20 protein-coding genes are annotated in these 20,996 nt (G+C 61.3%); 10 read left to right on the top strand and 10 right to left on the bottom strand.

The genetic code is table 11. The features are described from left to right. Positions 1–85: 85 nt before the first annotated feature. From ACQY1P_RS20390 to ACQY1P_RS20375, 4 genes are read right to left on the bottom strand one after another with little or no spacing between them, the layout of a single operon-like run. The gene (locus ACQY1P_RS20390; RefSeq protein WP_430255197.1) at positions 86–832 is read right to left on the bottom strand and encodes a rhomboid family intramembrane serine protease; all 747 of its coding nucleotides are present in this window, start codon (positions 830–832) and stop codon (positions 86–88) included. Positions 833–880: 48 nt separating this feature from the next. Continuing rightward, positions 881–1,453, bottom strand: coding sequence for a cob(I)yrinic acid a,c-diamide adenosyltransferase (locus ACQY1P_RS20385; RefSeq protein WP_430255195.1), 573 nt, complete (start codon positions 1,451–1,453; stop codon positions 881–883). A gap of 32 nt (positions 1,454–1,485) precedes the next feature. Continuing rightward, on the bottom strand, positions 1,486–1,689 hold the full coding sequence (locus ACQY1P_RS20380) for a twin transmembrane helix small protein (RefSeq protein ID WP_062461700.1): 204 nt from the start codon (positions 1,687–1,689) through the stop codon (positions 1,486–1,488). Positions 1,690–1,717: 28 nt separating this feature from the next. After that, complete coding sequence (locus ACQY1P_RS20375; RefSeq protein WP_092659416.1) at positions 1,718–2,551, bottom strand: SDR family oxidoreductase; 834 nt, start codon at positions 2,549–2,551, stop codon at positions 1,718–1,720. Between the two features lie 100 nt (positions 2,552–2,651). Here ACQY1P_RS20375 and ACQY1P_RS20370 point away from each other — a divergent pair, with 100 nt between their 5' ends. Continuing rightward, positions 2,652–3,641: a YihY/virulence factor BrkB family protein gene (locus ACQY1P_RS20370; protein WP_062461693.1), complete on the top strand. Its 990-nt coding sequence runs from the start codon at positions 2,652–2,654 to the stop codon at positions 3,639–3,641. Here the strand turns inward: ACQY1P_RS20370 and gluQRS are convergent. Continuing rightward, the gene (gene gluQRS / locus ACQY1P_RS20365) at positions 3,564–4,478 is read right to left on the bottom strand and encodes a tRNA glutamyl-Q(34) synthetase GluQRS (RefSeq protein ID WP_430255192.1); all 915 of its coding nucleotides are present in this window, start codon (positions 4,476–4,478) and stop codon (positions 3,564–3,566) included. The two genes, ACQY1P_RS20370 and gluQRS, sit on opposite strands and share 78 nt — an antisense overlap. An 18-nt stretch (positions 4,479–4,496) precedes the next feature. Here gluQRS and ACQY1P_RS20360 point away from each other — a divergent pair, with 18 nt between their 5' ends. Further along, a complete protein-coding gene (locus tag ACQY1P_RS20360; protein ID WP_430255190.1) occupies positions 4,497–5,150 on the top strand; it encodes a DNA-3-methyladenine glycosylase family protein in 654 nt (217 codons plus the stop codon). A 101-nt stretch (positions 5,151–5,251) separates the two neighbouring features. Then, positions 5,252–5,809 (top strand): HNH endonuclease, encoded by a 558-nt coding sequence (locus tag ACQY1P_RS20355; RefSeq protein ID WP_062461688.1) that lies wholly within the window; start codon positions 5,252–5,254, stop codon positions 5,807–5,809. Positions 5,810–5,819: 10 nt separating this feature from the next. On the opposite strand, the gene ACQY1P_RS20350 is transcribed toward ACQY1P_RS20355, so the two are convergent. After that, positions 5,820–6,329, bottom strand: a complete 510-nt coding sequence (locus ACQY1P_RS20350) for a disulfide bond formation protein B (protein ID WP_062461996.1) — start codon at positions 6,327–6,329, stop codon at positions 5,820–5,822. A 219-nt stretch (positions 6,330–6,548) separates the two neighbouring features. Here ACQY1P_RS20350 and ACQY1P_RS20345 point away from each other — a divergent pair, with 219 nt between their 5' ends. After that, positions 6,549–7,298 (top strand): SDR family oxidoreductase, encoded by a 750-nt coding sequence (locus ACQY1P_RS20345; protein WP_430255188.1) that lies wholly within the window; start codon positions 6,549–6,551, stop codon positions 7,296–7,298. 39 nt (positions 7,299–7,337) lie between these two features. Here ACQY1P_RS20345 and ACQY1P_RS20340 read toward each other — a convergent pair whose 3' ends face one another. Further along, the gene (locus ACQY1P_RS20340; RefSeq protein ID WP_430255186.1) at positions 7,338–7,772 is read right to left on the bottom strand and encodes a winged helix-turn-helix transcriptional regulator; all 435 of its coding nucleotides are present in this window, start codon (positions 7,770–7,772) and stop codon (positions 7,338–7,340) included. 185 nt (positions 7,773–7,957) lie between these two features. Here ACQY1P_RS20340 and ligD point away from each other — a divergent pair, with 185 nt between their 5' ends. After that, positions 7,958–10,636, top strand: a complete 2,679-nt coding sequence (gene ligD, locus ACQY1P_RS20335; protein ID WP_430255184.1) for a DNA ligase D — start codon at positions 7,958–7,960, stop codon at positions 10,634–10,636. Positions 10,637–11,002: 366 nt separating this feature from the next. Here ligD and ACQY1P_RS20330 read toward each other — a convergent pair whose 3' ends face one another. Together ACQY1P_RS20330 and ACQY1P_RS20325 are read right to left on the bottom strand one after the other, a co-directional pair. Then, a complete protein-coding gene (locus ACQY1P_RS20330; RefSeq protein WP_430255182.1) occupies positions 11,003–11,809 on the bottom strand; it encodes a Ku protein in 807 nt (268 codons plus the stop codon). A gap of 14 nt (positions 11,810–11,823) precedes the next feature. Next, positions 11,824–12,741: a Ku protein gene (locus ACQY1P_RS20325; RefSeq protein ID WP_184654547.1), complete on the bottom strand. Its 918-nt coding sequence runs from the start codon at positions 12,739–12,741 to the stop codon at positions 11,824–11,826. A gap of 218 nt (positions 12,742–12,959) precedes the next feature. Here ACQY1P_RS20325 and coxB point away from each other — a divergent pair, with 218 nt between their 5' ends. Genes coxB through ACQY1P_RS20300 form a run of 5 tightly spaced genes read left to right on the top strand, consistent with a single transcriptional unit; the run spans position 12,960 to position 18,607 of the window. After that, positions 12,960–14,027 carry a cytochrome c oxidase subunit II gene (gene coxB / locus ACQY1P_RS20320; protein ID WP_430255180.1) on the top strand — a complete coding sequence of 356 codons (1,068 nt, stop codon included), beginning with the start codon at positions 12,960–12,962 and terminating at the stop codon, positions 14,025–14,027. Next, positions 14,024–16,540 (top strand): cytochrome c oxidase subunit I, encoded by a 2,517-nt coding sequence (gene ctaD, locus ACQY1P_RS20315; protein WP_430255178.1) that lies wholly within the window; start codon positions 14,024–14,026, stop codon positions 16,538–16,540. Before coxB ends, ctaD begins: the two co-directional genes overlap by 4 nt. Beyond that, complete coding sequence (locus ACQY1P_RS20310) at positions 16,537–16,920, top strand: hypothetical protein (RefSeq protein ID WP_062461668.1); 384 nt, start codon at positions 16,537–16,539, stop codon at positions 16,918–16,920. The genes ctaD and ACQY1P_RS20310 overlap by 4 nt, the downstream gene beginning before the upstream one ends. Further along, positions 16,917–17,558 (top strand): cytochrome c oxidase assembly protein, encoded by a 642-nt coding sequence (locus ACQY1P_RS20305; protein WP_430255176.1) that lies wholly within the window; start codon positions 16,917–16,919, stop codon positions 17,556–17,558. The genes ACQY1P_RS20310 and ACQY1P_RS20305 overlap by 4 nt, the downstream gene beginning before the upstream one ends. Then, positions 17,555–18,607, top strand: a complete 1,053-nt coding sequence (locus ACQY1P_RS20300; protein WP_430255174.1) for a c-type cytochrome — start codon at positions 17,555–17,557, stop codon at positions 18,605–18,607. The genes ACQY1P_RS20305 and ACQY1P_RS20300 overlap by 4 nt, the downstream gene beginning before the upstream one ends. A gap of 54 nt (positions 18,608–18,661) precedes the next feature. On the opposite strand, the gene katG is transcribed toward ACQY1P_RS20300, so the two are convergent. Then, positions 18,662–20,866 (bottom strand): catalase/peroxidase HPI, encoded by a 2,205-nt coding sequence (katG, locus tag ACQY1P_RS20295; RefSeq protein WP_430255172.1) that lies wholly within the window; start codon positions 20,864–20,866, stop codon positions 18,662–18,664. Positions 20,867–20,996: the final 130 nt, after the last annotated feature.

Genomic DNA, 20,996 nt, shown 5'->3' with positions numbered 1-20,996 from the left:
ATTTGTCAGTGGGCGACATGGATACCCATTTTTGCCCTGATGACAACGTGGATTATCCCATCTGGGTTGCGGTTTTCTCATAGGCCTATTCGGCCGGTCGCGTCTCTTGCGATATGCTCGGCTTGTGCAGCACGGCCTTCGGCGTGACGATCTCGCGGTCGAACAGGGGAACGCCCCGGCGCCGCATCACGATGACGAGTGCGGCGCCCGCCAGAATTCCGCCGACATGCGCGCCCCAGGACACCGCACTATCGGCTTCGAGCCAAAGCATCACGAATTGCTGAACGATCCAGAGCGTCAGCGGAATGAAGGCCGGAAGCGGCAACGGTATTCGAAACAGAACGAGCACCCATACCCGGACGCGCGGATGCAAAAGGAAATAGGCGGCGACGACACCGGAGACCGCGCCCGACGCGCCGATCAGCGGCCCCTCGGACATCGGGCCGACCAGCCCATGCACCAGCGCGCCGGCTGCGGCGCAAAGCAGGTAGAATATCAGGAAGCGCACATGCCCCAGTGCGTCCTCGACATTGTCGCCGAACACCCAGAGAAACAGCATGTTCGATGCAAAGTGCCAGAAATCCAGGTGCAGGAAGGCGTAGGTGACGAAGGTCGCGTCTTCCGGGACCAGAACGGCCGAGGGATCGAGCACCGCATAGTCGAAGATGATCGCCGGAATGAAGCCGAGACCCAGCGAGGCGATCTCCGTCGTTTCCGATGGAGCAAGGCTCGTGAACAGCCACATGAGTATGTTGGCGGCGATCAGCGAGAACGTCACCCACTGCACGCGGATGTATTTCAGCGCGACGGCATCATGCAGGGGAATGAACATGCGTCGCTTCCTCTCCTCCCGTCCGTCGCGCCTTGGTCGCGCTTTCGCCTATCGGTTCTTGCCGGGCACCCACAGAATGTCGGTCCTGCCATTCTCGTTGGCGACGCGGGCCGCGACAAACAGGAAATCCGACAGGCGGTTGATATATTTGAGCGCAGCCGGGCCGATCGCCTCATGCCTCGAAAGCTCGACCATCAGCCGTTCGGCACGCCGCGATACGGTGCGGGCGAGATGCAGATAGGCGGAAGCCGGCGAACCACCGGGCAGGACGAAGGATTTCAGCGGTTCGAGATCGGTGTTCAGCGTGTCGATCTCGGTTTCCAGACGTGTCGCCTGCGCTTCGATGATGCGCAGAGGCTCGTATTCGGGCTTTTCGCCGGTATCTGGCGTTGCAAGATCGGCACCGAGATCGAACAGGTCATTCTGGATGCGAAACAGCATCTGATCGACTTCGCCCATGCCTGCCGTATGAAGCCGCGCCATGCCGATCGTCGAGTTGACCTCGTCGACCGTGCCATAGGCCTCGACCCTGATGTCGTGCTTGTCGCGCCGCGGGCCTGATACCAGTGCGGTGGTGCCGTCGTCGCCGGTGCGCGTGTAGATCTTGTTGAGCTTGACCATGAAGACTGTAATTTCCTTAGTTCGGCATTTCTCTAGCTCGGCCGGCCGCCGCCGGTCAGCCAGAGCGTGAACATGATGAGGATGACGGCCACGGCCTGGAGCAGCAGACGCAACTGCATCAGCTTGTTCGACCGGTTGGCATCGGTGCCCTTCACCATGTTGAACAGGCCCTTGATCAGCACGAGCACGACCAGGCCGATGACGATCACGGTCAGAACGGTGGTAAAGGTGGCCATCGAGATTTTGCTTTCCGCTTGCGGGCGATCAGTCGATCCGTTGCATCAATTTGTAGAAGAGCGCTGCCGGCAGGATACGTTTCAGGAACGCGCCCTGCTTGGCCGGCTTCGTCACCAGATAATGTGGCTTCGGGTTGTCGGCGGTCAAGGCATGCTTCAGTACCGTGTGAACGGCGTCCGGACCCAGCTTGTGGCGGTTGACCGGCCCGCTCCCGTCCAGCCGCTGCAATTGCCGCTTGTATTGTTCGGCATGCGGCGAATTGACCAGGTCGATATTCTCTTTGACCTTGGCGAGCGCGTTGGCCGTGAACTGCGTGTCGATCGGTCCGGGCTCGATCAGGCTCACATGGATGCCGCTTCCGTAAAGCTCCATCCGCATCGTCACGGTCAGACCTTCCAGCGCGAATTTCGAGGCGGTGTAGGCGCCGCGGTAGCGGTAGGGAACGATGCCGAGAATGGAGGAGCAGTTGACGATGCGTCCATGACCCTGTCGCCGCATGACAGGGATGATGCGGGTCGTCAGGTCATGCCAGCCGAACAGATTGGTCTCGAACTGGATCCTGAGCACGTCGGTCGAAAGGTCTTCCACAGCACCTGGCTGGCCATAGGCGCCGTTGTTGAAGAGCGCATCAATGCGGCCGCCGGTGCGGGCGAGAACGGTGTCGACCAACGCCGCGATCGTTTCAGGCTTGGTGTAGTCCATCACCAGGGCTTCGATGCCGGCCTCATCCAGCGCTGCCAGATCGGCCTCTTTGCGCACGGTCGCGAACACCCGCCATCCCTCGGATTTCAGCGCGCGGGCACAATGAGCGCCGATCCCTGAGGAACAGCCTGTCACGATAATCGTTCTTCCGTCTGTCATGCCGATTGCATACCGTTAAGGTCTCTCTGTACAAGTTGCCGCCTACCTTCCATATTTTGTCATAAGCCTCAACTCATCCTCCACCGAAGCCCTCAGGGAGATGCCGCCTTTGGAAGAAAACTCCCCGGTCAGGTGGCCGAGACTGGCGTTCAAGGTGCTCTGGGATGCCTATTGGCATTTCTCGGAGGACGATGGATGGGCGATGGCGAGCCACGTGGCGCTGTCGGGGCTACTGGCGCTGTTTCCATTCCTGATCTTCGGCACGGCACTTGCCGGCTTTCTCGGTGCCGGCGGCTTTTCGCAAACGACCGTGCACCTCCTGTTTGATACGTGGCCGGCCGATGTCGCCGATCCGATCGCGTCTGAACTGCAGCGGGTGCTGGAAATACCGCGCGGCGGATTGCTGACCGTATCGGTGCTGGCGGCTGCATACTTTGCGTCGAACGGCGTCGAGGCGCTGCGCATCTCGCTCAACCGCGCCTACCGGGTCACCGAAACGCGGCCCTGGTATGTGACGCGGCTTGCTAGTTTGGGTTACGTCATCCTGGCGGTGGTGATCTTTGCGGTCATCAGCATTCTTCTGCTGGCGGTGCCCGTCGCATCGCGGTTTGCCCAGACCCGTTTTCCGTGGCTGATCAGCGATCTCAACGCGGCCGCCAACTGGGGTCTCGTCGGCACGGCGTTTCTCCTGATGATCGGTCTGCTCGGGTCGCACAAATACCTTCCGGCGGGAGATCGCCGGCTGATCGACATCATGCCGGGTGTGGCGCTGACGGTGCTTTTGTGGACATGCTTCGGCTTCGGGTTCGCGGCTTATCTTTCGACCTTCGCCAATTACGCAGCGACCTACGCGGGTCTGGCGTCGATCATGATCGTGCTCATCTTCCTTTATATGGTGGGCGTGATCTTCATGCTCGGCGCCGAGTTCAATGCGGCGTTGATGAAGTACCGGATCTATTCGGTCTTCTCCCGCGTCCGGAAAGAGCGTCGCCGCCGGGGCGATGCTTCGGCTCTAGCCCTTAAGGCCGAGGAGGCCGCGAATGTTGAGCGGGCTGAGACCCGCGTCGCGCAGGGCCGCAAGCCCGGTTGATCCCTCGCTTTTCGACAGTTTTCGCCCGTCTTCGCCAAGGATCAGCCGATGATGGTGGTAGATCGGCTGCGGCAGGCCGAGCAGTTCCTGCAGAAGCCTGTGAACCGAGGTTGCGTGATAGATATCCATGCCGCGCACCACGTGGGTAATGCCCTGCGCCGCGTCGTCGACGGTGACGGAGAGATGGTAGCTCGAGGGGGCATCGGAGCGCGACAGGACGACATCGCCCCAGGCTGCCGGATCCGCCGGGACTAGCCATTCGGCGCCGTCGCTTATCTCCCGCCATGTCAAAGCGTCCGAAACTCTCGCCAGCGCCTTGTCCATGTCGAGCCGCCAGCTGTGGCGGATGCCGCTTTCGATCCGCGTCTTTCGTTTGGTCTCGCTCAGGTGCCGGTCATGATCGGGATAGAGCGGTGACCCATCCGGGTCGCGCGGCCATGTCGCGCCATCGCCCTCGAAATCTGCGACCCTTGCCTTCACCTCGCCGCGCGTCATGAAGGCCGGATAGACGAGCCCCATCTCCATCAATTCAGCAAGTGCCTGGCGGTAGGTCTCGAAATGCTCGGACTGGCGGCGCGGCGGTTCTTCCCAGGAAAGGCCAAGCCAGTGAAGGTCGCGGTAGATGGCGTCCTCGTAGTTAGGCGTCGAGCGAGCAAGGTCGATATCCTCGATCCGCAGCAGGAAGCGGCCATTCATGTCCCGGGCCATGTCGTGGTTGAGGATGGCCGACAGCGCGTGCCCGAGATGCAGCAGTCCGTTCGGGCTTGGCGCGAAACGCAGGATTGGTCTATCAGGATCGGTGGCGATTTGGGCGGCTGGCATGCCTCCTTCTGCCATGATTTGTGATGCGCAACCATGGAGAAAACCGTGCGGATCATCCGCGACCGATCGGATATCGACGAGGGCTTAGCCGAACTGGTGATTGCCGATCCGCGCCTCGCCCCCATAATAGCGATGTCCGGCGAGCTGCCACTGCGGCTCATCGAACCGGGTTTTGCCGGCCTTGCCTCCATCATCGTCTCGCAGGTCGTATCGCGGGCGAGCGCCGACGCGATCTGGAAGCGCATGGCAGCTGTCGGTGCCACCGAAGCTGAGGCTTTTGCAGCACTCGATCCCGAGGTCGTCTCAAGTTTCGGGCTTTCGCGAGCTAAGGCTGCGACGCTCACGCATCTTGCGACGGCGATTGCTGAGAAGGGCTTTGATCTTGATGCAATCGGAGGCTTGGAGGCGTCCGAGGCGACGCGGCAGCTGATCGCACTTCCGGGCATCGGCCCTTGGACGGCAGAGTGCTACATGATGTTTTCCGCAGGTCACGCGGATTTCTTCCCCGCTGGCGACGTGGCGCTGCAGGCAGCGGTTGCCGATGGGCTTGGCATGGAAGCGCGCCCGACAGAAAAGCAACTTGCCGCCATCGCGCTCATCTGGCGTCCCTGGCGCTCGGTCGCGACGAGGCTTTTCTGGTCCTATTACGGGGTTCGGACCAAGCGGGACGTCTCTCCGATTTTGTGAAGTTTGAGTGACGGAGCCGCTTGTATTTAAAGGGCTTCACAATCCTGTAACAACGGTCCTAATATAGAGGAGATAGATGCCGAATCCGTTAGGAGCGTCATTTGACGATTGCAGTCTCCCCGCAGGCCTTACCGGCGCTCGTGTTGAACGCTGACTATCGGCCACTGAGCTATTATCCCTTGTCGTTGTGGTCCTGGCAGGACGCGATCAAGGCGGTATTCCTCGACCGTGTGAACATCATTGCCGAATATGATCATTCGGTATGTTCGCCCAGCTTCTCGATGAAACTGCCAAGCGTCGTCAGCCTGAAGACCTATATCCAGCCGACCCGCAATCCCGCATTTACCCGCTTCAACGTGTTCCTGCGCGACAAGTTCGAGTGCCAGTATTGCGGCGATCATGACGATCTGACCTTCGACCACGTCATCCCGCGGGCCCATGGCGGCGAAACGACCTGGCAGAACGTTGTGGCGGCGTGTTCGCCCTGCAATTTGCGCAAGGGCAGCAAGCTTCCCAAGCAGGCCGGCATGTTCCCACACCAGAAGCCCTATGCGCCGACCGTGCAGGACCTGCATAACAACGGCCGGCTGTTTCCGCCCAACTATCTGCACGAAAGCTGGATGGACTATCTCTACTGGGATTCCGAGCTGCAGCCGTAAGGGTTACGTCTCACGCGGCCTTCTTGGCGCCGATCAAGGCGATAGCCGCGAGGATGACGCTGGCGATCACGTTCCAGCCAGCAAAGGACAGACCGAGCACGCGGAGTGCTGCTTCCGTGCAGGATGGTCCGTGCACCGTGTTGAGATCGGAGAGAAGGCTGCCGGCATTGGTCGTGACACCCGCGCCGCCGCCGCAGCTTGCGGGACCTTCCCAGAAGGCCCATTCGACGCCCGCGTGATAGACGCCCATGCCGGCACCGACCAGCATCATCAGGCCGACGAGGATCAGAAGCGTGCGGCCGATCCAGGCGGGCATGCCGAATGCCAGGGCACCCATGGCAAGAATGCCGACCGGAATTGCGTAGTAATAGGGTTCGCGCTGCAGGAGGCACATCGCGCAGGGAATATAGCCGCCGAGATACTGGAAGCCGAGCGCCGTGCCGACGGTTGCCGCCATGCCGAGCGTGACGATGACCGCATGGCCGAGGCCTTTACGGGCATGGGTGGTGGAAGCTGTCAGCGCCATCGGCTTATCCTTGTATTCCCGACGAGATTTCGGGCGAAGCTGTAAATCAGAACCGGCCATCCTGTAAACCGTGCGCCCCTTGCCGGACACGCCGCGTGCGGCACATTGCCGTGATGGCCCCATCCGATTTCCCATTTCTTACGAAAAGGTGCCTTCTTACTAGAAGTTACTATGGATGATATTGAAGCGCATCAGCAGCATTGGAGAATGCAAATGGATTTCACGAAAGCAACAATCCTGATTACCGGCGGCAATTCCGGCATCGGCCGCGGTCTCGCCATCGCCCTTTCCGAACGCGGCGCGAAGGTGATCGTCACCGGGCGCAACGAGGCGAGTCTGAATCAAACGCTGAAGGAAAATCCGGCGCTTTCCGGATGCCAGCTCGATGTCACGGACAAGGACGGCCTGAACGAGTTTGCCGCTTCGGTCGTGACGGATCATCCGGATCTCAATGTCGTCATCCACAATGCCGGGATCATGGAGCGCGAGAACGTGCTCGCTGACGTCTACGACGTTGATGTCGCCGAGCGTACCATCACCACGAACCTTCTCGCGCCGATCTTGCTGACCTCGGCACTGCTTCCACATTTGCGCCAGAAGCCGGAAGCAGCGATCGTCACCGTCTCTTCGGGTCTCGCCTTCGTGCCGCGCACCGATTCCATGACCTACAGCGCCACCAAGGCGGCCATCCATTCCTGGACAATGAGCCTGCGGCACGAATTGCGCAGCACCAAGATTGCCGTGGTGGAGCTTGCCCCGCCGCAGGTGGCGACGGAGCTGACGCCCGGCCAGTCGAAGTTCGCGACGGCCATGCCGCTGGCTGATTTTGTGTCCGAATCCGTCGGGCTGCTCTGCGCCGATCCGACGCCCTCGGAAGTGATGGTTGAGCGGGTGATGCGGCAGCGCACGGCGGAAGCCACTGGCAACTTCGACAAGGTCTTTTCGATGATCAACCCGAGCTGAAGGCGGAACGATGTGGAGGCGCCGGTATCGCCGGGGCCTTCAGCCTTCGTCGTCGAATGCTGTCCGGGCCTTTGCCACCGCATCGTGGTTCTCGACCGCCCAGATCCACACATTGCAGAAGGCTGCCCCGAGCGTCAGGCCGAGCGGCGAGAGGCTGTATTCCACCTTCGGCGGCACGCAGGCATAGGTCTTGCGGATGACCAGACCGTCGCGTTCCATGCGCCGAAGCGTCTGGGTCAGCATTTTCTGGCTGATGCCGGTGACGCGGTGGGCGAGGTCGGAAAACCTCAAGATACCTTCGTCCCACAGCGTATCGAGGATGACCACCGTCCACTTGTCGGCAAAGCCCGAGATCATCTGGCGGACGAGGTCTTCCACCTTCGGATCGACATTATCAGGATAGTCGCGCGCCTTGTAGCTCTCTGCCCGCGCCACGTCTTCCGCCGTGAAGACCGGCTTCTGCTGGATGCTCATGGCGGCGTGTCCCCTGCTGTCGACCTTGAGTGCGTTTGTATCGAAAAGAGAGTTAGGCAGCAAGGCGAGGGCATTCTGTCACCTGCTGTTGAGGTGATTAACGGTGTTCGATCCGTCCACCGTGCGTTGTGGAACTATTGCGCCGGTGGGACATTCGGACTCCCTAGCCGTGCCGGGAGCGTTCCATGTCCGATACTCTTTCAACCTACCGCAGCAAGCGTGATTTCAAGAAGACCAAGGAGCCGAGCGGCGCCGCTAAAGTGCGGCCGTCCAAGCGCGGCCGCTTCGTCATTCAGAAGCACGATGCGACGCGGCTGCATTACGATCTGCGGCTGGAAATGGACGGCGTTTTCAAGTCCTGGGCGGTGACCCGCGGCCCGTCGCTCGATCCTCAGGACAAGCGCCTTGCGGTCGAGGTCGAGGATCATCCTCTCGATTACGGCGATTTCGAAGGGACCATTCCGAAAGGCGAGTATGGCGGCGGCACGGTCATGCTGTGGGATCGGGGATACTGGGAAGTCGATGGCGCGCTTCCACTCGAAAAGGCGCTCGCCAAGGGCGATTTCAAGTTCATCCTGGATGGCGAGAGGCTGCAGGGCGGCTTCGTGCTGGTGCGGATGAAAAAGGACCGAGATGGCGGCAAGCGCACCAACTGGCTGCTGATCAAGCATCACGACGATCACTCGGTCGACAAGGACGGCGATGCGGTCTTGAAAGAGATGGAAACCTCGGTCGCTTCCGGTCGCGACATGGCGACGATTGCTGCGGGCAAGGGACGCAAGCCGAAACCTTTCATGCTGACCAGCAGCGCGGTCGATGCGGATGCTGTGTGGGACAGCAGCGAAGGGCTGGCGGCTGACGAACGGAAGGCTGGGAGCAAGAGTGCAAGTAAGGGCAAGAGCGCAGATAAGGCGAATCCGGCCTCGGAAAAAATGCCGGATTTCATCGCACCGCAGCTCTGCCAGATCCGCGACCGTCCACCATCGGCAGAAGGCTGGCTGCATGAGATCAAGTTCGATGGATATCGGGTTCAGATGCGCGTGCAGGATGGCAAGATCATCTTGAGAACCCGCAAGGGGCTCGACTGGACGGAGCGGTTTTCGCAGATCGCCGAAGATGCTGCGGTCCTGCCAGATACGGTCATCGACGGAGAGATCTGCGCGCTTGATCATGACGGTGCGCCGGATTTCGCAGCGCTGCAGGCGGCACTTTCCGAGGACAAGACAGACGACCTCGTCTATTTCGCCTTCGATCTCCTCTTCCACGAGGGCCAAGACCTGCGCGACATGCCGCTCGATGAGCGCAAATCGAGACTTTCGCAGTTGATTGCCGAGGCGGAAGCGGGCGCCCGGATCCGCTATGTCGACCATTTCGAAACCGGTGGCGATGCGGTTCTGCGTTCCGCCTGCCGTCTCTCGCTCGAAGGCATCGTCTCGAAACAGGCGGACGCGCCGTACCGGTCGGGGCGAAGCGACACCTGGGTCAAGGCCAAGTGCCGGGCCGGCCACGAAGTGGTGATCGGCGGCTATGCGACGACAGAGGGCAAGTTCCGCTCGCTTCTCGCCGGCGTCTATCGCGACAACCATTTCGTTTATGTCGGTCGTGTCGGAACCGGGTTTGGCGCGGGCAGGGCGGCGGATCTGGTGTCCAAGCTCGAGCCGCTTTCTGCCGAGAAAAGCCCGTTTACCGGTATCGGGGCGCCCAAGAAGACCAAGGACATGCATTGGGTGAAACCGGAGCTGGTTGCCGAGATCCAGTTTGCGGGCTGGACGAATGATGGCCAGGTGCGCCAGGCGGCATTCAAGGGCCTGCGCGAAGACAAGCCGGCTGATGAAGTTGAGGCGGAAAAGCCGGCTTCACCGGATCAGGAGACGCCGCAGCCAAAGGCGGAAAAGACCGCCAGCGGCGCGAAACCCACGAAGGTGCCGCGCGGCAGGGGCGGCAAGGCGGAAGTGATGGGCGTGATGCTCTCCAATCCCGACAAGCCGCTCTGGCCAAGCGATGCCCAGAACGGTGACACGCCTGTTACCAAGGAGGATCTCGGCCATTACTACGAATCGGTCGCGGGCTGGATGATAGAGCACATCAAGGGTCGGCCCTGCTCGGTCATCCGCGCGCCCGACGGGATCGGCGGCGAGCAGTTCTTCCAGCGGCATGCCATGCAGGGCACATCGAACCTTCTGGAACTGGTCAAGGTCCATGGCGACAAGAAGGCCTATCTGCAGGTCGATCGCATCGAGGGACTGGCAGCTCTCGCGCAGGTCGGATCGCTGGAACTGCACCCATGGAACTGCCAGCCGAACAAGCCCGAGGTTCCCGGAAGGCTCGTCTTCGACCTCGATCCCGCTCCCGATGTCGCCTTTCCGAAGGTAGTCGAGGCCGCTCGTGAAATCCGGGACCGTCTCGACGAACTGGGGCTGATGAGCTTTTGCAAGACGACGGGCGGCAAGGGCCTGCATGTGGTCGTGCCGCTGAAGACGGGCGGCCGCAAGGAGTTGACGTGGGATGAGGCCAAGGATTTCGCGCACCGGGTTTCCAACCTGATGGCGCAGGACGATCCCGATCTCTATCTCATCAAGATGTCGAAGAAGCTGCGTGAAGGCCGCATCTTCATCGACTATCTGCGAAACGACCGCATGGCGACAGCCGTCGCGCCGCTTTCGCCGCGTGCGCGCGAGGGTGCGACGGTCTCCATGCCGCTCACCTGGACCCAGGTCAAAGCCGACCTCGACCCGCATCGCTTCACCATTCATACGGTGCCGGCGCTGATTGCGAAAAGCGAAGCGTGGAAAGACTATTGCGACGCCGAACGGCCGCTTGCCGAGGCGATCAAGCGGTTGAAGAAGGTTGAGGCTCGAGGTTGAGTGGTGAGGACAGTAGGCCGGCGTTCGGCCTACTCACGCAGCTGACAATGCTGTTATTGAACAACTCTACAGTCAATTGGAAAAGTGAGCCTAGTCCCAAACGCCCCTCATCCTCGCCCTTGTGGCGTGGATCCAGTCAGCTCAAGTCCTTGAGCTGACAAGAGTCTTCGACCCGACAGGCGTCGTGTCGCTGGATCCCCGCCACAAGGGTGAGGATGAGGGAAGTGGGGCGTCGCTCTCGTCAAGCAACGCGCGGCTGGGGGACTTTCAAGGCCTGCGCGACCGAGGTATCGCCTGCATCCTGAGCAGTAGCTTCTTCAGTGGTTGTCAGCAGCCTGAGGCCACCGTTCCCCAAAAGCCGTTAGCCTACTTGCTTTTCCGCTTGTCTGCCGCCAGCGAGCGTTTCAGCGCATCCATGATGTCGATGACGTTGCTGGGCTTGTCCGACTCTTCCTTCTCGGCCATTTTCGGTGTCGGGCGGCGTTGTTTCTTTTTCGACTTGATGATGTCGAGCAGATTGTCCTGCACCGGATCGGTCACGAATTTCGCGTCCCAGGGGCGGGTCTGCTGTTCGATCAGCTTGCGGATCAGCGGCAATGTCTCTTTCTCGGGCTCGGCCTTGTCCAGTCCGTCAAAATAGTCCTTGGCTTCGCGCACCTCGTCGCCGAAGCGCAGCGTCCAGAGAACGATGCCCTTGCCGCGGGGCTCGATCATAACGGCCCGTTCGCGCCGGCCGAGCACCAGTCGCGAAATGCCGACCATCTCCTGGCTGTCCATGGCGGCGCGGATCACCGAGAATGCCTCTTCGCTGACCTTCTCGTTCGGCGTCAGATAGTAGGGGGTATCGAGCCAGATCCAGTCGATGTCGGAACGCGGCGTGAAGGTCGAGATATCGATCGTCTTGGTGCTTTCGAGCGCGACATTGTCGAGCTCCTCGTCTTCTAGCATCACGTAGTCGTCTTCGCCTCGCTGATAGCCTTTGACTTCATCGTCATCGCGCACGGGCTTGCCGGTCACCGAATCCACGTAGTGGCTCTGCACCCGGTTGCCGGTTTCGCGGTTAAGCGTGTGGAAGCGCACCTTCTCGCTTTCCGAGGTCGCCGGTGTCATCTCGACGGAGCAGGTGACGAGCGAAAGCTTCAGATAGCCTTTCCAGTAGGGACGTATTGCCATGGCTGTCGTTTCCCTTAACCGGCCTTGCGGCGCGTGCTTGTCGAGGATGATGGTGCGGATTTGGCAGTCTTGCGTGGCGTCTTGTTGGTGTTGGCGGATTTCGGCTTGGCGGGCGCCTTGGTCTTTGCCTTCGGCTTGTCCGTTGATCCGGACTTGCCGCCCATGCCGGCGCTTTCACGCAGGGCCTGCAGAAGATCGGATGGTTTGGAGGCTGTCGGGGCCTTCCGCTTCGGGATCTTCTTGCCCTCGAGCTTCGCCTTCACCAGTTCGGCCAGCGCTTCTTCATACCGGTCGTCGAACTTGGTCGGGTCGTAGCTACCCTTCTTGGTGCCGATGATATGGGAGGCGAGTTCGAGCATCTCCTTGTCGATCTTGACCTCTGTCACGTCTTCGAAGGCCTTGTCCGTCGAGCGGACCTCGTAATCGAAATTGAGCGTGGTGCCGATCAGCCCGTCGCCGTGGGGACGGATCAGCACTGTCCGCAACCGCCGGAAAAGCACGGTGCTCGCGATCGCTGCGACGCCCGCCTCCTTCATGCCGTCGCGCAGAAGCGCAAAGGCTTCCTCGCCGAGCTTTTGGGGCGCGAGATAATAGGGCTTGTCGAAATAGATGTCGTCGATCTCCGCGCAGGAGATGAACGCGTCGATATCGAGCGTCTTGTCGCTCTCGGGGATAGCGGCGGCGATCTCGTCTGGTTCCAGCACCACGTATTTGCCGCTGCCGGTCTCGTAGCCCTTCACCTGGTCGTCGTGCTCGACGGGGTCACCTGTCTCGCTGTCCACAAACTCGCGGCGCACGCGATTTCCGGTCTTGCGATTGAGGATGTTGAAGCTGATCCGGTCCGACGATGAAACCGCTGTGTAGAGCGCGACAGGGCAGCTCACCTCGCCGAACTTGATATGACCTTTCCAGTTGGCACGTGGTGCACTCATATCAACCTGCTCCCTTGCTTGACGGCGAGATCGTCAACGAACGTGACGTAACGGAGCCAGAGGGCGATAGTTCCTTTTCGCGAGCGGTTGTCATGAAGTTCGATGAGACGCGGCCCTTAACGCTCATCGTTTTCACCGTGTAAAAAAAATTCGTTTGGGGTGGGAACAAAATTAGAAGTCATGCATTGCGCCTGTTCGAGCCGGGGGTGAAGAGCAGAATGAACGATGACCGCGTGACCGGCGACAGCCGGCCAACCCGATCTCAAACCTATTTCGACGATGTCATCGTCCGCGCCCTTCTGCCTGCGGCGAAAGCAGTCCTTTCCCTAATTCTCCTCTGTCCGCTGATGGTTTCCTGCTCCGGCGTGCAGTCGGTGCTTGATCCCGCGGGACGGGAAGCCGCGGGTGTCGCGACACTGTTCTTCGCGATGCTGATCGGCGGCGCGGTAATCTGGGTCGGCGTCGTGGCGCTTCTGTTTTATGCGGCGCGCAAGAAGAACGCCCATTCCGAACAGGGGGCGGGCAAACTGATCCTATGGGGCGGCGCCGTGATGCCCTGCATCGTTCTTGGCGCGCTGTTATCCTACGCCATGTGGCTGATGCCGAATGTCCGTCCGTTTTTCTCGGGAGGCGGTGAGGGGCTGCAACAGATCGATGTCACCGGCGAGCAGTACTGGTGGCGCGTCCGTTATCTCGATCCGGACGGCTCTGTCGCCTTCGAGACCGCCAACGAGATCCGCATGCCGGTCGGCGAGCGGGTGGCGTTTCAGCTGACCTCACCCGATGTCATCCATTCGTTCTGGATCCCGGTGCTTGGCGGCAAGATGGACATGATCCCCGGCCGTCGAAACGTGCTGACGCTGGAGGGTGACAAGCCCGGCTCCTATCGCGGGGTCTGCGCCGAATTCTGCGGCACCTCGCATGCGCTGATGGGCTTTACCGTGGAGGTGATGGAAAAGCCGGCCTATGACGCCTGGCTCGCATCCCGCCGCAGCGCGTCCGGTGGCGGGGATGCCGAGGGGTTGGCGCTGTTTCTGAAAAACGGCTGTTCCGCCTGCCATGCGATTTCAGGCACCGAGGCGCGCGGCGTCATCGGCCCGGATCTGACGGCATTCGGCGAACGCGGTTCGGTCGGGGCCGGCACGCTTGGCAATACCACCGCCGATATCGCCCGCTTCCTGCGCGATCCGGCCGGCATCAAGCCCGGTGTGCGGATGCCGCATTACAACATGTTGCCCGAAGCCGAAACCGATCGCATTGCACAGTATCTGAAGGGGCTTCGATGAGCGTTGAACTCGGAAATTTCTCGCCCGAGGAGCGCGCCGCCCAGGAAAAGAGGCTGCGCGACACCTGGGAAACGCCCAAGGGCTGGCGCTACTGGACGTCGGTCAACAACAGCGAGATCGGCCTCTGGTACGGCGTCACGGCATTCGTCTTCATGCTGTTTGCCGGCGTTCTCGGACTGCTGATTCGGATGCAGCTCGTCGTCCCCAACAACGATTTCATGTCGGCCGAGCTGTTCAACCAGGTCTTCACCCTGCACGGCACGGTCATGATGTTCCTGTTCGCGGTGCCGATCTTTGAGGCGATCGCGATCTTTCTTCTGCCGTCCATGCTCGGCGCACGCGAACTGCCGTTCCCGCGGCTATCGGCCTTCGGCTACTGGAGCTTCCTGCTTGGTGGCATCTTCGTCTGCGGCTCGATCTTCTTCAACGCAGCACCCAATGCCGGCTGGTTCATGTATCCGCCGCTTGCCACCGACAAGGAATATGCCGGCATCGGCGCCGACATCTGGCTGCTCGGCCTCTCCTTCATCGAGGTGGCATCGATTGCCGCAGCCGTCGAGATCATCGTCGGCATCATGAAATGCCGCGCCCCCGGCATGCGCATCAACATGATGCCGATGTTTGCCTGGTATCTGCTGATCGTCGCGGGCATGATTCTGTTTGCCTTCCCGCCGCTGATTGCCGGCGACATCCTGTTCGAGATGGAGCGGATGTTCAACTGGCCGTTCTTCGATCCCTCGCGCGGCGGCGATCCCTTGCTCTGGCAGCATCTATTCTGGATCTTCGGGCATCCGGAAGTCTACATCGTCTTCCTGCCGGCCATCGCGCTGATGGCGATGATCGTGCCGACGTTCTCGCAGCGTCCGATCGTCGGCTATTCCTGGATCGTGCTGGCGGCTGTCGGCACGGGTTTCCTGAGTTTCGGGTTGTGGGTCCACCACATGTTCGCGACCGGCCTGCCGCAGATTTCGCTCGCCTTCTTCTCGGCGGCATCGGAGGCAGTGGCGATCCCGACCGGGGTGCAGATCTTCGTTTTCATTGCCACCATGCTTGCGGGCCGGGTGATCTTTTCCGTGCCGATGCTGTTTGGGGCGGGCGGGCTGATCATCTTCGTGATCGGCGGGCTGACCGGCGTCATGGTGGCGCTCGTTCCGTTCGACTGGCAGGCGCATGACACCTATTTCATCGTGGCGCACCTGCATTACGTGCTGATCGGCGGCATGTTCTTCCCGATCGTCGCCGGCATCTACTATTACTTCCCTTTCGTGACCGGCAAAAAGCTGTCGGATAGCTGGGGCAAGGTGTCGTTCTGGCTGATGTTTACAGGCTTCAACACCGCGTTCTTCCCGATGCATTTTTCCGGGCTGCGGGGCATGCCGCGACGCGTCTTCACCTACCCGGAAGAATTCGGCTGGGATATTTTCAACCTTATCTCGACCATCGGCGCCTTCATCTTTGCGGCGGGTGTCGCCACCTTCGTGATCGACATCTTCCGCCCGAAACCCAAGCCCGCGGAACGCAATCTCAACCCGTGGAATTCCGGAACGCTGGAATGGACCAACGATCCGGACGAGAGCTGGGGCATGCGCTCCGTGCCGATCATCACCAGCCGTTACCCGCTGTGGGACCAGCCGAACCTGCAGGCCGATATCGAGGCTGGCCGGTTCTATCTGCCGGATGCGAAATCCGGTCGGCGCGAGACGCTGGTCACGTCGGTGCTCGATGCAAAGCCGATCCAGTGTCTGCGCGTCGGCGGCGTCTCCTATGTCACCATCATCGCGGCGCTGTCGCTGGGTGGCGTGTTTATCGCGCTCACCTTCCACTGGTGGATCCCCACCATCATCTGCGCCATCATCACCTTTGTCGCCATCATCTACTGGCTGTGGACGGGCACGGCGCAGATCCCGGATACGGCTGAGACCGATGTCGGGCTGGGCTTAAGCCTGCCGGTCTATGTCTCCGGGCCCGCGTCTGTCGGATGGTGGGCGATGTTCATCACTATGGTCGGTGACGGTACCGCCTTTGCCAGCCTGATCTTCGGCTATTTCTTCTACTGGACGGTGCATGACGATTATACCGGCGTCAGTGCCGGGCCCGGCGTGTTCTGGCCGATGGTGGCACTACTGCTTTATCTAGCGGCCTGGGGCCTGACGATGCTGGCCCGGCAGCTGAACGAGAAGGGCCCAACGGGTTGCCGCTTGGCCCTCGTTGCAGCCGCAGCCGTTACCATCGCCGCCTCGCTTGCCGGTCTCGCCGGTCCATATCTTACCGGCATGGACCCGACCTCCAACGTCTATCCGGCCACCGTCTGGGTGATTGCCCTCTGGACCGTCATCCACGGCGTGGTCGGCGTCGTGATGCAGCTCTATTGCCTTGCCCGCAGCCTCACCGGCAACATGACAGGCGAATACGATCAGGATATCCGCAACGTCACGCTCTACTGGCATTTCATGGCGTTTACCGCCGTTGTCACGTTCGGCGTGCTCGGTCTCTTTCCGCTGGTGGCATCATGAAGAGCGTTATCCCCCGCGAGGTCGAAACTCTCTGGACCCTGTTTACGGCGCCAGTGGTCTGGGCGCTGCATTTCATCATCTGCTATGCGACGGTCGCGGTTTTCTGCGCCAAGCGTCTGCCGGCGTCGTTCAGCTTCGACACGGTCCGGATCGTGCTTGTCGTCGTGACACTCGCCGCGCTCGCGATGATCGTGCTTTCTGCCTATCTCGCCTGGCGCCAGTGGGGGTTCGGTGCCAAGGACGCGCCGCATGACGAACCGACGCGCTCGTCGCGCACGCTGTTCCAAGGGTTTGCAACGCTGCTGCTGTCGGGCCTGAGCTTCGTGTCGGTCGTCTATGCGGCCATTCCGCTGATCTTCATTGCGGAGTGCCAGCCATGAAACGCCTTGCGCTGATCGCGGGGGCGCTGGTCCTCGGTCTGCTCTGGTTCGGCATCCTGCCGTTTTCCGATCGCGGCTCGTTCTCGGTGCATATGGTCGCCCATATGGGTGTCGTTGCCATCGCGTCGCCGCTGATCGCGTTCGGCATGTCCGGAAGCCGCTTCGATTTCACGGCCGGTCATCTCTGGCTCACACCGATGCTCGCCTCGGTGCTGGAACTGTTTGCCGTCTGGGGCTGGCATATTCCGGCCATGCGCGAGCTATCGGAAGGGTCGGTCCCGTTCGCCGCTCTCGAGCAGATGGTATTTCTCACGGCCGGGCTGACGCTGTGGCTCTCCTGTCTCGGCGGTGCGGCATCGGGACGCGAGGCGCGTCGACTTGCCGGCACGTTCGGCCTCTTGTTTACCTCGATGCATATGACGCTGCTCGGCGCGCTCCTGTCGCTTTCGCCGCGGCCGCTATACGGGGCGGGCGAGGTGAGCTGTTTCGGCATTTCGCTGACGGCACTCGCCGATCAGCAGACAGGCGGTGTGGTGATGCTGCTGGTTGGTGCTATCGTCTATCTTGCAGGCGGCGTGGCGCTGCTCGCCGGCATGCTGAGGCATGATCCGGCTCCTGAGCTTGAGGGGAACGCATGATGACGATCCGCTGGAAGCATCTGATCATTCTTGCCATCCTTGCGCCGATCCTCGGCCTCGGCGTCGCGTGGTCGGGCCTGATCAGCGTGCGCGCCTCGACCGGACACTGGGCGGCGACCGACTGGTTCCTGCATTGGGTAATGCGCAATTCGGTCAGCACTGCCTCAATGTCCGTCGATCCGCCACCGCTCGACAATCCGGCCCTGGTGCCTGCGGGCGCCGGCCATTTCGAAAGCGGCTGCGCCACCTGTCACGGGTCGCCGGCACAGGGCCGGTCCGATGCCGTGCTGTCGATGCTTCCGCCGCCGCCGGATCTGAAAGTAGTCGTGCCGACCTGGACCGACGCGCAGTTGTTCGAGATCGTCAAGCACGGCGTTCGCTTTACCGGCATGCCGGCCTGGCCGGTGCAGACGCGTGACGACGAAGTCTGGGCGATGGTGGCGTTTCTGCGCAAACTGCCTGAGATGGACGGCAAGGCCTATATCGCAGCATCAGGTCTGCACGGCATGGGAACCGCGGGCGAAGTATCGCCGCTGCCGATCACCTGCGAAAGCTGTCATGCGGAGGCAAAACTCAACGACGGCAGCATAATTCCGCGCCTCGCAGGACAGTCGGAGACCTATCTGCTGGAAAGCCTCAAGGCCTATCACGACAACAGGCGGCCAAGCGGCATCATGGGTGTCGCAGTCGGCACGCTCCCGGAAGAAAGCCTGCCGGAACTGGCGCGCTACTATGCCGGTCAGCAAAGTCCGAAACGCGATATGCCGCCGAAGGACCAGGCGCTTGTGGAAAGAGGCCGCGAGCTTGCCGAAAAGGGACGGTCAGCGGACAAGATCCCCGTCTGTCTCAGCTGTCATGACAAGGACGGTGCGAACCCTGCCTATCCGAAACTTTCGGGGCAGAATGCCGCCTATCTGAAGCAGCAGCTCGATCTGTTTCGAGGCGCCGTTCGTGGCGGCACGTCATCGAGCCATCTGATGGTGAATGCCGCAAAATATCTTCAGGACGACGATATCGATGCTCTCTCGGCGTTCTTCAGCCAGCGCTGACGCCAGAAAGAGATCGGCCGGGCGCAACGTGTGTTGCGTCCGGCCGGTTTTGTTTTAGGCGCGCAGGTCGAAACGATCTGCGTTCATCACCTTCACCCATGCGGCCACGAAATCCTTGACGAACTTCGTCTTGGCATCGGCCTGGGCATAGATTTCGGCAATCGCGCGCAGCTGCGAATGCGAGCCGAAGATCAGGTCGGCGCGGGTGGCAGTCCACTTCTGCGCGCTGGTGCTGCGGTCGCGACCTTCATAGACGCCACGCTCGCCGGCAACAGGTGCCCAGACGGTGCCCATGTCGAGGAGGTTGACGAAGAAGTCGTTCGTCAGCGTCTCCTTGGCAGTCGTGAACACGCCATGCTCAGGGGTGCCAACGTTCAGAACACGAAGGCCGCCGACCAGAACGGTCATTTCCGGTGCCGTCAGGGTCAGAAGCTGGGCACGGTCGACCAGTGCTTCTTCCGCCTGCATGAACTGCGTGCGCTTTTCGTTCACGTAGTTGCGGAACCCGTCGATGCGCGGCTCGAGTGCTGCAAACGACAGGGCGTCGGTCTGCGCCTCGGAGGCATCCATCCGGCCGGGCGAGAAGGGCACGACGACATCGTGACCAGCAGCCTTCGCCGCCTTTTCAACGCCGGCAGCGCCAGCCAGCACGATCAGATCGGCAAGCGAGACCTTCTTTGCACCGGCATGGGCCGTGTTGAAGGCGGTCTGGATGTCTTCCAGCTGACGGAGAACTTTGGCAAGCTGTTCCGGCTGGTTGACTTCCCAGTCCTTCTGCGGGCTCAGACGGATGCGGGCACCGTTGGCACCGCCGCGCTTGTCGGAACCGCGGAAGCTGGACGCCGAAGCCCAGGCGGTGGACACCAGTTCCTGAACCGAAAGGCCGGTTGCCAGAACCTTTTCCTTGAGGTTGGCGATGTCAGCATCGTCGATCAGCGGATGATCGACCGGCGGAATGACGTCCTGCCAGATCAGGTCTTCGGCTGGCACTTCCGGGCCGAGGTAGCGAACCTTCGGGCCCATGTCGCGGTGCGTCAGCTTGAACCAGGCGCGGGCAAACGCGTCGGCAAATTCAGCCGGGTTTTCGAGGAAGCGGCGCGAGATCGGCTCGTAGATTGGGTCGAAACGCAGCGCCAGGTCGGAGGTGAGCATGGTCGGGACATGCTTGCGGCCGGGGATATGCGCGTCGGGTACCGAAGCTTCGGCGTTCTTTGCCTGCCACTGATGGGCGCCGCCCGGGCTCTTCGTCAGTTCCCATTCGAAGCCGAACAGGTTTTCGAAGAAGTAGTTGCTCCACTGGGTCGGCGTCTGCGACCAAGTGACTTCGAGACCGCTGCCGATCGTGTCGGCGCCCATGCCGGTGCCGTGCTTGCTCGCCCAGCCGAGGCCCTGGGATTCCAGCTCGCCGCCTTCCGGGTCGGTTCCGACCAGCGACGGATCACCGGCGCCATGGGTCTTGCCGAACGTGTGGCCGCCGGCGACCAGCGCCACGGTTTCCTCGTCGTTCATCGCCATGCGGGCAAACGTGCTTCTGATGTCGCGGGCCGAGGCCAGCGGGTCCGGGTTGCCGTTCGGGCCTTCCGGGTTGACGTAGATGAGGCCCATCTGCACGGCGCCGAGGGGTTCGGCCAGCTCGCGCTCGCCGCTATAGCGCTCGTCGCCCAGCCAGCTGCCTTCGGGACCCCAATAAAGTTCTTCCGGCTCCCACACGTCGGCACGGCCGCCGGCAAAACCGAAGGTCTTGAAGCCCATCGATTCCAGCGCGACGTTGCCGGTCAGGATCATCAGGTCGGCCCAGGAGATCTTGTTTCCGTATTTCTGCTTGATCGGCCACAGAAGGCGGCGAGCCTTGTCGAGGTTGACGTTGTCAGGCCAGCTGTTGAGCGGTGCGAAACGCTGCTGGCCCATGCCGGCGCCGCCGCGGCCGTCGGTGATGCGATAGGTGCCGGCGCTGTGCCAGGCCATGCGGATGAAAAGACCGCCGTAATGACCGAAATCGGCCGGCCACCAGTCCTTGCTATCGGTCATCAGCGCATGAAGGTCCTGCTTCACGGCGTCGAGATCGAGCGTCTTGAATTCTTCGGCATAATCAAACGACTTGCCCAGCGGGTTGGCCAGTGCCGTGTGGGTATGCAGAATCTGAACGTTCAGCTGGCTTGGCCACCAGTCGCGGTTCGAGCGACCGCGCGGCGTATTGCCCTGGGGGTTCTGGCCATGTGCAACGGGACACTTGCCCGCAGTGTCAGTTTTCGTGTCCATGACATTCTCCTTAGATTGTCTGTGTGCATTGCATGAAAAGGGGAGGATTGTGTGTCTCAACCCGTTGCCGAGAGTTCTACAGGAACACTTCGATAAATTTAAGTTGGATTTCCTGATGGTTGCGATAATT

This window comes from Neorhizobium sp. DAR64872/K0K18 (assembly GCF_050500175.1).
In the GTDB taxonomy this organism is placed as follows: domain Bacteria; phylum Pseudomonadota; class Alphaproteobacteria; order Rhizobiales; family Rhizobiaceae; genus Neorhizobium; species Neorhizobium soli.
Note: the sequence above shows the minus strand (reverse complement) of the source record. Positions and strands in the feature narration are given on the sequence as shown.